Origin of the sequence: Nonomuraea sp. NPDC051191, from assembly GCF_044455665.1 — a bacterium.
In the GTDB taxonomy this organism is placed as follows: Bacteria; Actinomycetota; Actinomycetes; order Streptosporangiales; family Streptosporangiaceae; genus Nonomuraea.
The window spans coordinates 557,123-570,151 of the sequence record NZ_JBITEZ010000004.1 but is presented as its reverse complement, the minus strand read 5'-3'; the positions used below and the strand labels follow the sequence as shown (position 1 = coordinate 570,151).

Annotated in this window: 16 protein-coding genes; 6 read left to right on the top strand and 10 right to left on the bottom strand. The window is 71.5% G+C overall.

The genetic code is table 11. The annotated features are described in order from the left end of the window. The first annotated feature begins 12 nt into the window (after positions 1–12). Entirely contained in the window at positions 13–1,221 is a 1,209-nt protein-coding gene (locus ACIA8R_RS14425; RefSeq protein ID WP_397038597.1) for a magnesium transporter MgtE N-terminal domain-containing protein, read from the top strand. Beyond that, a complete protein-coding gene (locus tag ACIA8R_RS14420) occupies positions 1,211–1,678 on the top strand; it encodes a DUF1003 domain-containing protein (RefSeq protein WP_397038595.1) in 468 nt (155 codons plus the stop codon). Before ACIA8R_RS14425 ends, ACIA8R_RS14420 begins: the two co-directional genes overlap by 11 nt. Here the strand turns inward: ACIA8R_RS14420 and ACIA8R_RS14415 are convergent. Next, positions 1,662–2,123, bottom strand: coding sequence for a MarR family winged helix-turn-helix transcriptional regulator (locus tag ACIA8R_RS14415; protein WP_397038593.1), 462 nt, complete (start codon positions 2,121–2,123; stop codon positions 1,662–1,664). The genes ACIA8R_RS14420 and ACIA8R_RS14415 overlap by 17 nt on opposite strands. Positions 2,124–2,294: 171 nt before the next feature. On the opposite strand from ACIA8R_RS14415, the gene ACIA8R_RS14410 reads away from it, so the two are divergent. Continuing rightward, positions 2,295–3,434 carry an Mrp/NBP35 family ATP-binding protein gene (locus tag ACIA8R_RS14410; RefSeq protein WP_357704280.1) on the top strand — a complete coding sequence of 380 codons (1,140 nt, stop codon included), beginning with the start codon at positions 2,295–2,297 and terminating at the stop codon, positions 3,432–3,434. 65 nt (positions 3,435–3,499) lie between these two features. Here ACIA8R_RS14410 and ACIA8R_RS14405 read toward each other — a convergent pair whose 3' ends face one another. From ACIA8R_RS14405 to sigE, 4 genes are all read right to left on the bottom strand, one after another. Next, entirely contained in the window at positions 3,500–3,865 is a 366-nt protein-coding gene (locus ACIA8R_RS14405) for a sec-independent translocase (protein ID WP_357704278.1), read from the bottom strand. 87 nt (positions 3,866–3,952) lie between these two features. Beyond that, positions 3,953–5,626: a trypsin-like peptidase domain-containing protein gene (locus tag ACIA8R_RS14400; RefSeq protein ID WP_397038590.1), complete on the bottom strand. Its 1,674-nt coding sequence runs from the start codon at positions 5,624–5,626 to the stop codon at positions 3,953–3,955. Between the two features lie 156 nt (positions 5,627–5,782). Continuing rightward, positions 5,783–6,307, bottom strand: a complete 525-nt coding sequence (locus tag ACIA8R_RS14395; protein ID WP_364098731.1) for an anti-sigma factor — start codon at positions 6,305–6,307, stop codon at positions 5,783–5,785. A 1-nt stretch (position 6,308) separates the two neighbouring features. Then, a complete protein-coding gene (gene sigE / locus ACIA8R_RS14390) occupies positions 6,309–6,941 on the bottom strand; it encodes an RNA polymerase sigma factor SigE (protein WP_352325382.1) in 633 nt (210 codons plus the stop codon). A gap of 161 nt (positions 6,942–7,102) precedes the next feature. On the opposite strand from sigE, the gene ACIA8R_RS14385 reads away from it, so the two are divergent. Then, positions 7,103–7,741 carry an O-methyltransferase gene (locus tag ACIA8R_RS14385; protein ID WP_357704270.1) on the top strand — a complete coding sequence of 213 codons (639 nt, stop codon included), beginning with the start codon at positions 7,103–7,105 and terminating at the stop codon, positions 7,739–7,741. Here ACIA8R_RS14385 and ACIA8R_RS14380 read toward each other — a convergent pair. Further along, entirely contained in the window at positions 7,735–9,153 is a 1,419-nt protein-coding gene (locus ACIA8R_RS14380; RefSeq protein WP_357704268.1) for a leucyl aminopeptidase, read from the bottom strand. The genes ACIA8R_RS14385 and ACIA8R_RS14380 overlap by 7 nt on opposite strands. 75 nt (positions 9,154–9,228) lie before the next feature. Next, the gene (locus ACIA8R_RS14375) at positions 9,229–9,396 is read right to left on the bottom strand and encodes a DUF3117 domain-containing protein (RefSeq protein WP_020545024.1); all 168 of its coding nucleotides are present in this window, start codon (positions 9,394–9,396) and stop codon (positions 9,229–9,231) included. A gap of 159 nt (positions 9,397–9,555) precedes the next feature. Here ACIA8R_RS14375 and ACIA8R_RS14370 point away from each other — a divergent pair, with 159 nt between their 5' ends. Beyond that, positions 9,556–10,353 (top strand): PaaX family transcriptional regulator C-terminal domain-containing protein, encoded by a 798-nt coding sequence (locus tag ACIA8R_RS14370; RefSeq protein WP_364098726.1) that lies wholly within the window; start codon positions 9,556–9,558, stop codon positions 10,351–10,353. Between the two features lie 11 nt (positions 10,354–10,364). Further along, positions 10,365–11,126: an enoyl-CoA hydratase-related protein gene (locus tag ACIA8R_RS14365; protein WP_397038681.1), complete on the top strand. Its 762-nt coding sequence runs from the start codon at positions 10,365–10,367 to the stop codon at positions 11,124–11,126. Positions 11,127–11,193: 67 nt separating this feature from the next. Here the strand turns inward: ACIA8R_RS14365 and ACIA8R_RS14360 are convergent, their stop codons facing one another. The 3 genes from ACIA8R_RS14360 to ACIA8R_RS14350 all read right to left on the bottom strand — a co-directional run bounded on the left by ACIA8R_RS14360 (position 11,194) and on the right by ACIA8R_RS14350 (position 13,028). Further along, a complete protein-coding gene (locus tag ACIA8R_RS14360; RefSeq protein WP_357704264.1) occupies positions 11,194–11,739 on the bottom strand; it encodes a DNA-3-methyladenine glycosylase I in 546 nt (181 codons plus the stop codon). Then, on the bottom strand, positions 11,736–12,371 hold the full coding sequence (locus tag ACIA8R_RS14355) for a hypothetical protein (RefSeq protein WP_397038586.1): 636 nt from the start codon (positions 12,369–12,371) through the stop codon (positions 11,736–11,738). The genes ACIA8R_RS14360 and ACIA8R_RS14355 overlap by 4 nt, the downstream gene beginning before the upstream one ends. Positions 12,372–12,443: 72 nt before the next feature. Next, positions 12,444–13,028 carry a TIGR00730 family Rossman fold protein gene (locus ACIA8R_RS14350; RefSeq protein WP_364098720.1) on the bottom strand — a complete coding sequence of 195 codons (585 nt, stop codon included), beginning with the start codon at positions 13,026–13,028 and terminating at the stop codon, positions 12,444–12,446. Between the last annotated feature and the right edge of the window lies 1 nt (position 13,029).

Below are 13,029 nucleotides of genomic sequence, written 5' to 3'. Positions count from 1 at the left end.
AGCCTGGCCCACGTGAAGATCTTCGTGGCCCGGCTGGCGGGGACCCCCGTCTTCGACCCCACGGGCGATCAGATCGGCCGGGTGCGCGACGTCGTGGTGGGCCTGCGCCTCACCGGGAATCCCCAGGTCCACGGGATGGTCGTCGAGGTGCAGCCGCGCCGCCGGGTGTTCCTGCCGATCACCCGCGTGCGCCGCATCGAGGCGGGCGCGGTCGTCTTCACCGGACGGCTGAACATGCGCAGGTTCGAGCAGCGCGCCACCGAGACCCTGGTCATCGGCGAGATGCTCGACCTGTCCGTGAGCGTCGGCGACGAGCCCATGACCGTCTACGACGTCGCCATGGAGGAGCCTCTGCCCTCCCGCTGGGAGATCACCAAGGTCGCGCTCTTCAAGGGCCGCCGGCGCGAGCCCAGGACGGTCGACTGGAACGAGGTGTCCGGCTTCGACACCCTGCAGAAGGACCAGGGCGCGGCCGGCCTGATCGCCGCGTTCGAGTCGCTGCGCGCCGCCGACATGGCCAGCGCCCTGCACGAGCTGCCCAGCAAGCGGCGCATCGAGATCGCCCGCGAGCTCGCCGACGACCGCCTGGCCGACGTGCTGGAGGAGCTGCCGCCCGACGACCAGATCGGCATCCTCGGCACCCTCGAACCCGAGCGGGCCGCCGACATCCTGGAGGAGATGAGCCCCGACGACGCCGCCGACCTGCTGCACGACCTGCCCGAGGACCAGGCGGCCAGGCTGCTGGCGCTCATGGAGCCCGGCGAGGCGGCCCCGGTGCGGCGGCTGCTGACCTACGCCGACGACACCGCGGGCGGCGTGATGACCAGCGAACCGGTCATCCTGCCGCCCAACGCGACGGTGGCCGAGGCGCTGGCCCACATCCGCCAGCAGGACCTGCCGCCCGCCGTCGCCGCCCAGGTCTACGTGACCAGGCCGCCCACCGAGACGCCGACCGGCACGTACCTGGGGGTCTCGCACTTCCAGCGGCTGCTGCGCGAGCCGCCCTCGACGCTGCTCGGCCGCGTGCTCGACCCCTCGCTCGACCCGATCAGGCCCGACTTCACCCTGCGCCAGGTCCACGCCTTCCTCGCCAACTACAACCTGGTCGCCGCGCCGGTCGTGGACGAGCTGGGCAGGCTGGTCGGCGCGGTGACCGTCGACGACGTCCTCGACCACCTGCTTCCCGACGACTGGCGCGAGGGGGACCACCGTGACCATTGACCGGCTCGACCAGCCTCGGGCGCTGCGCCGATCGCTGCGCCCGCACTACGACCCCGAGGCGTTCGGCCGCCTGTCCGAGCGCATCGCCCGCTTCCTCGGCACGGCCCGGTTCATCGTCTACATGACGGTGTTCGTGGCGATCTGGGTGATCTGGAACGTCGCCGCCCCTCCGGCGCTCAAGTGGGACCCGTACCCGTTCATCTTCCTCACGCTGATGTTGTCGCTCCAGGCCAGCTACGCCGCGCCGCTCATCCTGCTCGCCCAGAACCGCCAGGACGACCGCGACCGCATCCAGTACGAGCAGGACCGCGAGTCCGCCGACCGCAACCAGGCCGAGATCGAGTACCTCACCCGCGAGATCGCCGGCCTGCGCCTGGCCCTGAACGAGGTCGCCACCCGCGACTACCTGCGCGCCGAGCTCGGCCGGCTGCTGGAGGAGCTCAACAAGCGTCACTGACGTCGAGCCGGGCCAGCAGCGCCCGCACCTCGCCGACGTCGCCCCCGCCCAGCAGGTCGAGGAACTGGCTCTTGACCCCGCGCAGGTAGGTGGGCGTGGCCTCGGCCAGCCGCGCGGCCCCCGGCTCGGTCAGCACCGCGAACAGCCCGCGGGCGTCGTCGGAGCACGCCTCCCGGCCGACCAGCCCGTGCCGCTGCAACCGGTCGATCAGCCGGGTCAGCCCGCTGCGCGTGAGCAGGACGCGGTCGGCCAGGTCGTTCATCCGCAGCCGCCGCCCCGGCGCCTCGGCGAGCTGCGCCAGCACCTCGTACGACGCCAGCGGCAACCCGTGGGCCACGAGCAGCTCGGACTCCAGGCGGCGGGCGATGCGCACCTGGGCCCGCTGCAACATCCGCCAGACCGCCAGTTCCTCGGCGGTGAGCCCCTCGTCGCGCAGAAGAGTCACGCAGTAACCTTAGACGTTGTTGCACAGACATCTAACAGCCACCCAAACAGCGCGGATTAACTCAGCGGCTCCCCGGGTTCATACCATGGAGGGGCATTTCCGCTGGCTCCCAGCGCCTGTCACACATAGACCGACTAAGGAGGGACGGCACTCCCTCGTGCCGAGACTTCGATGGCACCAACCCAGGAACAGGTGACGGCCGCCCTCGCCACCGTCATCGACCCCGAGATCCGTCGCCCGATCACGGACCTAGACATGGTCAAGAACATCGAGATCGCCCCCGACGGCGCGGTCCGGGTGGGCGTCTACCTCACCGTGTCAGGCTGTCCGATGAAGGACACCATCACCCGCGACGTGAAGACGGCGGTCGGCAAGGTCGGCGGCGTGACGGACGTCCAGATCGAGCTCGACGTCATGAGCACCGAGCAGCGCAAGACCCTCCAGACCAAGCTGAGGGGCGACCGGGGGCCGGAGAAGGAGATCCCCTTCAACCAGCCCGGCTCGCTGACCCGCGTCTTCGCCGTCGCGAGCGGCAAGGGCGGCGTGGGCAAGTCGTCGGTCACCGTCAACCTGGCCGCCGCGATGGCCTCCAGCGGCCTCAAGGTCGGCATCGTCGACGCCGACATCTACGGTCACAGCATCCCTCGCATGCTGGGCGCCGCCGAGCGGCCCACCAAGGTCGAGGACATGATCATGCCGCCGTCGGCGCATGACATCAAGGTCATCTCGGTCGGCATGTTCAAGCCCGAGGGCAACACGCCGGTCGTGTGGCGCGGGCCGATGCTCGACCGGGCGCTCCACCAGTTCCTGGCCGACGTCTACTGGGGCGACCTCGACGTCCTGCTGCTCGACCTGCCGCCGGGCACCGGCGACATCGCCATCTCGGTGGCGCAGCGGCTGCCGTCGGCGGAGATCCTGGTGGTGACCACGCCGCAGCAGGCCGCCGCCGAGGTGGCCGAGCGGGCCGGTTCGATCGCCGCCCAGACCCACCAGCAGATCGCCGGCGTCATCGAGAACATGTCGTGGCTGCCCTGCCCCCACTGCGACGAGCGGGTGGCCGTGTTCGGCGAGGGCGGCGGCCAGACCGTCGCCGACGCCCTGACCCGTACGCTGGGCGCCCGCGTCCCGCTGCTCGGCCAGGTGCCGATCGACCTGCGCCTGCGCGAGGGCGGCGACGAGGGCAAGCCGCTGGTGCTGACCGACCCCGACTCGCCCGCCGCCGCGGAGCTGCGGAAGATCGCCGCCGGTCTGAGCAAGCGCTCCTCCAGCATCAAGGGCATGCAGCTCGGCCTCTCGCCCAACCGCTCCTGACCCAGAACGCCGGCGGGCCCGCTCAGCGAAAGCTGAACGGGCCCGTCCCGCGTCTGCAGGGTGTGTCAGGTGGCCTCGGAGTCGTAGGGGGGCAACTCGCCAACGGCGAGCTCCGACGGCGGCTCAGGCGCGTCGTAGGCCCCCACACCGGCCGGCTCCAGGTCTTTGGACCGGCCGTTCCAGTCGTCCTCAAGGTCGTCGAGAAGGTGCTTGCGGACGAAGTTCTTCGGGTTGAGGTCGGCGGGGTCGAAGTTCTGGAACTCCGGCCCGAGACCCGCCCTCAGGTCGTCGCGCGCGTTGTTGGCCATGCGCCGCAGGTTGCGCAGTGTCTTGCCCGCCTGCGAGGCGGCCTGCGGCAACTTGTCAGGACCGAAGACCAGGAGCGCGATGACGATCAGCGCTCCGACCTCCATCCACCCGAGTCCGAACACCGTACGCTCCTACCCGCAGTCCACAATCCTCTCCACAGACTAAGGGCTCCAGCCCGTGGCCGGACCGTCCCCCCTGGGTCATATCACTCAGGACGGGGTGGGGGCCGGCAGGTCGTCGGCGACGATGGTGAGGGTGGCGGTGCGCTCCTGGCCGGCACGCTGGTACTTGACGGTGAGCTTGGCGCCCGGCGCCTTGCTGCGGATCAGGGCGATCAGCTCGTTGCCGTCCTGCAACGCCAGCCCGTCGACCTCCAGGATGACGTCGCCCGCCTTCAGCCCGGCCTTGTCGGCGGGACCGTTGGCGTCGACCGGCTGGCGGCCCTCGGCGGGCTCGGAGGCGATGCGCACGCCCTGGCCCTTGTAGTCCTTGTCCAGCACGATCCCGATCTTCGGACGCTTGGCCTTGCCCGTGGTGATCAGTTCCTCGGCCACGCGCCGCGTCTGGTTCACCGGGATCGCGAAGCCCAGGCCGATGCTGCCGCTCTGGCTGTTCACCGAACGGCTGAGGGTGGCGATGGCGGAGTTCACCCCGACCACCTCGCCCCGGCCGTTCACCAGCGGGCCGCCGGAGTTGCCGGGGTTGATGGCGGCGTCGGTCTGGATGGCGCTGATGTAGGCGGGCTCCTCGGTGGCGGCGCCCGTCTCGTCGCCGGCGATGACCGGACGGTTGAGCGAGCTGACGATGCCCGTGGTGACCGTGCCGCTGAGGCCGAGCGGCGAGCCGATGGCGATCACCGGGTCGCCCACCACGACCTGGTCGGAGTTGCCGAGGGTGATCTCCGGCGTGCCAAAGGTCTCCTCGGGCTTGACCACGGCCAGGTCGGAGCCGGGGTCGCGGCCGACGATGCGGCCCGCGGTGGTCTTGCGGTTATTGAACATGATCTTGATCTCGCCGCCCTTGGCGGCCATGGCGACCACGTGGTTGTTGGTCACCACGTAGCCGTTCTTGATCAGGAACCCGGAGCCGGAGGCGCCCTCGGTGTTGGCACCGTTGCCCACCTCCAGCGAGACGACGCTCGGCAGCACCCGCGCGGCCACGCCGGCCACCGAGTCGGGCGCCCTGTTGGTCGCGCCCGTCGGGGCGGGGCCGAGGCTGTAGGAGGGGTCGGTGCCGCTGCTGCCCGACCTGGTCAGCAGGTACGTTCCAAGGCTGCCGAGCACGGAGGCGACCAGGGCGATGGCCACGGCGATCGCGATCAGCGCGCCGGGGTTGAGCCCGCGCCTGGGCAGCGCGCCCGCGCCGGGCCCGGCCGGCGGCGGCGCCCATCCCGGGCCCATGCCCAGGGCCTGACGAGGCGGCGGCGGCTGGTGACCGCCGTACGCGCCCATGAAGGGTGGCGGTTGCATCGGCCGCGGCCCGGTTTCGGCCGGCCCGAAGGACGGGTTCTCGTAGACCCGCGTGCCGCCGGGGCTCTCGAACCCGCGCGGCCCGCCGGGACTCTCGAAGGACGGCCCCTCGTAGGCCCGCGTGCCCCCCTCATAGGGCGGCACACCCTCGGAGCGACCCGACGGCTCGTACGGCGGCACGCCCTCGGAGCGGCCCGACGGCTCGTACGGCGGCACGCCCGCGCTCTCGGAGCGGCCCGACGGGTCGCCCCAGGACGCGCCGAACGAGGCGGGCGGGTCCGACCGCGGCTCGGTCGGCTCGGCCTGCTCGGCCCGCTCGCCCGGCTCGTCGGCGGGCAGGAACTCCGGCCGCCCCTGTGGTTCGGGGAAGTCCGACGTCGTGCGTCCTTCGCCCGAACGCGTCTCGTCGGTCATCTACGTCTCACCACTCCTTGCTCGGCCGCCGCAATCTTCGCTCTTGCGGCATACGAGGGTCATAAAAGGCTTTGTTTGCGACAAATCCCGAACCCAGATCGTATGCCCCAAGCATCGTCGACTACGCCACCCGAGTATTCCAGGCGAGCCCCCGGTTCAGGGCGTGGCGGTGGGCGGCGCGCTGGTGGCCGGCGACTGCTGGACCCGCCAGAGCTCGACCGGCGGCGACGGGGTGTGGCTCCCCGTGCCCGAGACCGCGAAGAACGTGCCGAGCGCCACGGCGGCGGACACCATGCCCACCGCGACGTAGGCCCCGCGCCGCCTACCGCCCCGACCAGGGCCCGAGGCCCCACCGGTGGCGTCCCTGCGCGGGCGGTTGTCCAGGGGCGCGATGCTGTGGGGCCCAGGAATGGGCACTCCCCCGAACGTACGGGTAGGGAAAGGGCGCTCCCTCGGCGGCAGCGGCCCACCGGGCTCCGCCATGCGCAGCAGCGACATGGTCAGATCGGCCGGCATCGCCGGGCCGTCGAGCGACCGCAGGCGCGACTTCAGCGCCCGCATCGACTCGACCTCGCGCCGGCAGTCAGCACAGAAGGTCAGGTGGGCGAGCGCGCGATCGCGCTCGGTGTGGTTCAGCTCTCCGTCCACGAGCGCGGAAACGCGCTCTCCAAGATGAGCCATATCAGACTTCCTCCCCACTGATCACGGTCGGGGGGAGTTGGGTAGTACGGGGGGCCCGATGGTCGAGCGCCTCCCGCAACTGCGCCCGGCCACGGTGAATACGGCTTCGGACCGTCCCCAGCTTGACGCCGAGCGTGGCCGCGATCTCCTCGTAGGACAGACCCTCGATGTCACACAGCACGATCGCGGCCCGGAACTCGGGGGCGAGCGCGTCGAGGGCGGCTTGGATATCGGGCTCCAGGTGGGCGTCGTCGAACGCCTGCGCCGGCGACGGCTCACGGCCGCGCAGCCGCTCGGCGGCGTCGTCGGCCAGCCCCTCGAACCGGATGCGCTGCTTGCGCCGCGCCATGTCGAGGAACAGGTTCGTCGTGATCCGGTGCAGCCATCCCTCGAACGTGCCGGGGGTGTAGCTCGACAGCGACCTGAAGACCCTGACGAAGACCTCCTGCGTGAGGTCCTCGGCATCGTGGACATTGCCGGTAAGCCGGTACGCCAGCCGGTACACACGTGCGGAGTGAGTCCGCACCACTTCCTCCCATGTGGGAGGCGTCCAATCAGACGACACGGGAGTATCCGCCTGGTGGTCGCTTTCGTCCACCAGCACTCCTCTCTCTGGGACCACCGCTACCGTCATAGTGCCTGGTTTCGTCCCTTCGTGCGCACTGCCTGCCTTCCGGACCGGCAAAGCCCGTTTAAACCTGCAACGCCTTCGGACCGTCCTGAGTTCCCGTCCCGGCGTGACTCCCCTAGGCTGCGATCGGTGACCAATCGCACGAAAGCGGGGGGAGGAGGCCGATGACCAGTCCAGCGGAGGCCACTCTGGCCTATGCGGAGCAGTTCCATCACGAGGACGAGCTCCTGCACGCGGCGCGTCAGCGCGGGCTGGAGATGGGTGCGGTGCCCATCCTTCCCGGGGGCGGGGCCGCGCTCTGCTTCCTCGCCACCGTCGTCAACGCCAAGTCGGTCGTCGAGATCGGCACCGGCTGCGGCGTCTCGGGGCTGTGGCTGCTGCGCGGCATGCGTGGCGACGGCACGCTGACCAGCGTCGACGTCGAGCCCGAGCACCAGCGGCTGGCCCGGCAGGCGTTCGCGGAGGCGGGCTTCTCCGGCGGGCGGGTGCGGCTGATCTCGGGCCGGGCGCTCGACGTGCTGCCCCGGCTGTCCGACGGCGGCTACGACATGGTCTTCGCCGACGGCGCCAAGCAGGAGTACGTCGACTACCTCGCCGAGGCGGTCCGCCTGCTGCGCGTGGGCGGCGTGGTGGCCTTCGACAACGCGCTGTGGCACGACCGGGTCGCCGACCCCACGCGGCGCGACCCCGACACGGTCTCGCTGCGCGAGCTCGGCAAACTGGTGCAGGGCGACGACCGGCTGCGCTCGGTGCTGATGCCTCTGGGCGACGGCCTGCTGGCCGCCGTCAAGATCGCTCAGTAGCCCCGGGTCAGCCACTCCAGCAACACGCGCACGCCGAACCCGGTCGCGCCCTTGGTCAGGACGCCCTCGTCGACCGTGCTGCGGCCGACCCCGGCGATGTCGAGGTGCGCCCACGGACGCTTGCCCGCGAACTCCCGCAGGAACAGCGCCGCCGTGATCGAACCCGCGCCGTAGCGGGACCCGCTCTCGACGTTGGCCAGGTCGGCGATCGACGAGTCGAGGGCCGGGGCGTAGTCGTCGATCAGCGGCATGCGCCAGAGCCGGTCGTCGCTGGCCTGCCCGGCCGCCACGAGCTGGGCGGCCAGGTCTTCGTCGGAGGCGTAGACGGCGCCGACGTTCCGGCCGAGGGCCACCGAGATGGCCCCGGTCAGGGTGGCGATGTCCACGACCGCGTCGGGGTCGAGCTCGGCGTCGGCGTAGGCCAGGGCGTCGGCCAGCACGAGCCGGCCCTCGGCGTCGGTGTTCAGCACCTCGACCGTGCGGCCGCCGTAGTGCCTGATGACGTCGCTGGGACGCTGGGCGGTGCCGGACGGCATGTTCTCGGCGGCGGCGATCAGGCCCGTCACGCGTACGGGGGCGCCCAGCCTGGCCAGCGCGGCGAGCACGGCGATCACCACCGCGCCGCCCGCCATGTCGGTCTTCTGGGTCTTCATGTTCTCGGTCGGCTTGAGCGACAGGCCGCCCGAGTCGAACGTGATGCCCTTGCCCACCAGCACGACGTGCCGCTCGGCCGGCTGCTCGGGGACGTAGGAGAGCTGGATGAGCCGGGGCGGCCGGACCGAGCCGCGCCCGACGGCCAGGATGCCGCCGAACCCCTCGGCCTGGAGCTGCTCCTCGTCCCACACCCGCACCGGCAGGCCCTGCTCGGCGGCGCGCTCGGCGAGCCAGGCGGGATGCTTGACCGAGGAGGGCATGTTGGCCAGGTCGCGGGCCAGCGCGACGGCCTCCGCCACGACCCCGGCCCGCCGGACCTGCTCCTCGTCGGCGCCGGCGAGCTCGATCGCCCGCACGCCCTTCCTGCCCTCTTTGCCGATCTTGAAGGTGTACCCGGCCAGCAGCGCGGCCTCGGCGAACGCCGCGACATCGCCCTCGGGCGGCACCACGGTCAGCGTGTCGCGGCCCTTGACCTTGCGCGCCAGCGCGGCACCCGCCCTGCGCAGTGCCCGTGGCGAGCCGTCGCCCACGCCGTAGAGCAGGACGCGCCCGACCCCGCCGGCCCGTGCCACCGGCACCTCGACGATCTCGCCCGCCTCTCCCTTGGCCTCGTAGTGGGCCAGCAGGCCGGCGACCGGCAGGTGCAGCTCGGCGTGGGGCTCGACCGCGGGGCGCAGGTCGGAGGCGTAGGGCACGGCCAGCAGCTCGGCACCCTCAGGGACCTCGGCGACCGCGGCGGCGGTGGTCTCGATGGGCACGGAACCCTCCAAACGTCGGCGACCCTGGCGCCGGACTTACGCCAGGGTCGGAGGATCAGGTTGTCTCGGGAGCTCTCAGCCGACGACGTTCTTCAACGCCTCGCCGAGCGCCTTTGCCTCGTCGGCGGAGATCTCCACGACGAGCCGGCCGCCACCTTCGAGAGGGACCCGCATGACTATGCCGCGCCCTTCCTTGGTGACCTCGAGCGGACCATCGCCGGTCCGCGGCTTCATCGCCGCCATGCGTGCATCCCTTCCTGCCTTGGGCTCCCGCGGCCCGCGATTTCCGACCGCCCGAGGGGGTGGTCGGCGCATTCACGTCTTCTGTGATGTCCTATTCTCCCGCATCGAGAGCCCTCATGGGTAACGATCTCCTCCCAGAATGCGTTGTCGAGGCTGGCGATGGCGTCCAAACTGGACTTCGTGCACGCTCGCGCCGCTCTCTTCGACCTGTACGGAGACCACCTGCGCTCGCGCGGCGGACAGGCGACCGTGGCCGCGCTCGTACGGCTCATGAAGCCCCTGGAAATAGCGGCTCCGGCCGTCCGGACGGCGGTCTCGCGGATGGTCCGGCAGGGCTGGCTGCGGCCTCTGCGGCTGCCTCAGGGAGCCGGGTACGGCCTCACCCCGAAGTGTGTCAGGCGCCTGGACGAGGCAGCGCTGAGAATTTACCGATCAGGGACACTCGTCTGGCACGGCCGCTGGCACGTGATCGTCTTGGAGCCGGTCAGGGAGCGCCAGCGCCGCGAGCGGATCAGGGCCGACCTCACCTTCCTCGGCTACGCCTGCCTGTCGGAGACGACGTGGATCGGGCCGCGCTCCTCCATCGAGCTGGACAACCTGCTGGAGGGCGAGGGCGTGCGGGCCGACCGGTTCGACGCGGCGCTGGAGGGCGACCCGCGCGAGCTGGTGGCGCGGGCCTGGGATCTGCGGGCCATCGGCGAGGCGTACGAGCACTGGCATGCCGAAGCTGTCACGCTGATCAGCGCGCTGCCCGGGGACGCCCCTCCCGACCGGGTGTTCGCCACCAGGAGCAGACTCGTGCACGGTTGGCGTAACTTCCTGTTCCAGGACCCCGGGCTGCCGGCCGAGCTGTTGCCTCCGGGCTGGCCGGGCGAGAAGGCCCGCACGTTCTTCGAGCAGGAGGCCACCAGGCTGCTGCCCGCAGCCGCCGCGTTCGTCGACAGGGAGCTCATGTGATCCGTTACGACATGGCCGACGCCGTCGCCACCGTCACCCTCGACCGGCCGGAGTCGATGAACTCACTCACGGCCGAGACCAAGGCCGCGCTGCTGGAGGCGGTGCGCAGGGCGGCGGCCGACCCCGAGGTCAGGGCGGTGCTGCTCACCGGCTCGGGCCGGGCCTTCTGCGCCGGCCAGGACCTGCGCGAGCACGCCGACAACCTGGCCGCCGGCCGCGGCCTGGCCGACACCGTGCGCGAGCACTACAACCCGATCGTCGAGCTGATCGCGACCATGCCCAAACCGGTCGTGGCGGCGGTCAACGGCGTCGCGGCAGGCGCGGGCGCGGCCCTGGCCTTCGCCTGCGACCTGCGGATCGCCTCCGACAAGGCCAAGTTCGCGCTGGCGTTCGCGGGCATCGGGCTGGCCCCCGACTCCGGCGCGTCCTGGACGTTGCAGCGCCTGGTCGGCCGGGGCCGCGCGGCCGAGCTGCTGCTGCTCGGCGAGCCGATCGACGCGGCCACCGCGCTCGGCCTGGGCCTGGTCACCCGCGTGGTCCCCGCCGACGACCTGCCGAAGACCGCCCACGAGCTGGCCGTACGCCTGGCCGCCGGGCCGACCGCGGCCTACGCCGCCACGAAGCGCGCGCTGGCCCACTCCGCCACGCACGCGCTGGCCGACTCCCTGGCGCTGGAGGCCGATCTCCAGGACGCGTGCGTGGCCACCCAGGACCACCAGGACGCCACCCGCGCCTTCCTGGCCAAGGAGCGGCCGGTGTTCAGGGGCCGCTGAGACTCCCTGAGAGGCGCGCGGGCAGGCGGCCGGTCAGCCGGGGCGTCATGGGACGGTCTGGTGCTGCTCAGCGGGCCAGGCAGCCCTCGATGTGGTCGTTGACCAACCCGATCGCCTGCATCAGCGCGTACGCGGTGGTCGGGCCGACGAACTTGAACCCGTGCCTGCGCAGTTCCTTGGCCAGGGCCTTGGAGCCAGGGGTGATCGCGGGCACGTCGGCCATCGTCCGGGGCACCGGCGAGTCGGGGTCGGCGAAGCGCCACACCAGCTCCGACAGGCCCTCGGGCAGGTCGAGCGCGGCCCTGGCGTTGCCGATCACGGCCTCGATCTTGGCCCGGTTGCGGACGATGCCGGGGTCGCCGAGCAGCCGTTCGACGTCGTGCTCGGTGTAGGCGGCCACCTTCACGGTGGAGAAGCCGTCGAAGGCGGCGCGGAAGTTCTCCCGTTTGCGCAGGATCGTCAGCCACGACAGGCCCGACTGGAACGCCTCCAGCGCCACACGTTCGAAGACCTCGTCGTCGCCCTTGACCGGGCGGCCCCACTCCTCGTCGTGGTAGGTGATGTACAGCGGGTCGGCCATGCCCGGCCAGGTGCAGCGGATGAGCTCGGTCACGGGCGCTCGTCCTTGTCTTCGTCCTTGCTCAGCGTGGCGGGCACGGACTTGTCGTCGTCCTGCTCGGACTCGTCCTTCTCGGACTCGTCCTTCTCGGACTCGTCCTTCTCGGGCTCGTCGTGCTCGGGCTCGTCCTTCTTCTCCGGGACGCGCCACTCCGGCTCCTCGGACGGGTCGCGCAGCTCCGGCTCGCCCTCCCACTCCACCGACGCGCCGCTCGACGTGACCGGGTCGCCGGACTCCGGCAGCTCCCTGGGCATGGTCGGCGCCTCCGGCTCGTGGTCGGTGCGCAGCCCGGCCCCCGGCGCGGCGTAGATCTCCTGGCGCGCGTGCAGCCGACTGGACAGCAGCTCCGACACCCGCTGCTCCAGCACGGCGATCCTGGTGTCGCGGGCGCTGATGGCCTGGGCGGCCCGGCGCAGGGTCTCGTCGACGCTCTGCGTGTGGTAGCCGACCAGGTTGACCGGCAGTTGGAGCGCCATGAAGTCGACCGCCGTGAGCTGTCCGGCCTCGGGCAGGTCGAGCGGCGGGACGTCCGGCGGGAACTCGGTCAGCTCCCCGCCTCTGCCGAGGGAGACCAGGACCACGCAGGCCAGGATGGCGATCGCGGCGATGGCGAGTATGACCAGCACATTGGCATCGTACTCATATGGTGGAGCGCGTTCAGCGATCTACCACAAGTGTGGGTAATCGGGGCACGCTGGTCAGCCGGTGGCCTCCCCCAGCTCGGCGATGCTCGGACGGACCGGCTGGGGACGCGCTTCGAGGTGCGCGAACGCCTCCTCGACCGTGGTGGTCCAGGAGATCGCGTCGAAGACGTCGGCCCGGGTGAAGCCCTCGGCGTGCATGCCGGAGACGAGCTGCCGCAGCGGCTCGTACAGGCCCCAGGGGTCGAGGATGACCAGGGGACGGTCGTGGATGCCGAGCACCCGCGCCGTCCAGATCTCGAACAGCTCCTCCAGGGTGCCGATGCCGCCGGGCAGCACGAGGAAGGCGTCGGAGCGGGCGTCCATGACGCCCTTGCGCTCGCGCATCCCGGCGGTGACGATCAGCTCGTCGGAGTCGGTGTCGGCCACCTCGACGTCCACCAGCACCTGCGGGATCACGCCGACCGTGACCCCGCCTGCGGCACGGGCGGCGGAGGTGACCGCGCCCATGCACGAGACCGTGGCGCCGCCGCTCACCAGCGTGTGGCCACGCCTGGCGAGCTCGGCGCCCACCTCCGCGGCCAGGTCGACGTACTTCCTGTCGATGCGGAGGCTGGAGGCGCAGAAGACGCAGATGTTCACG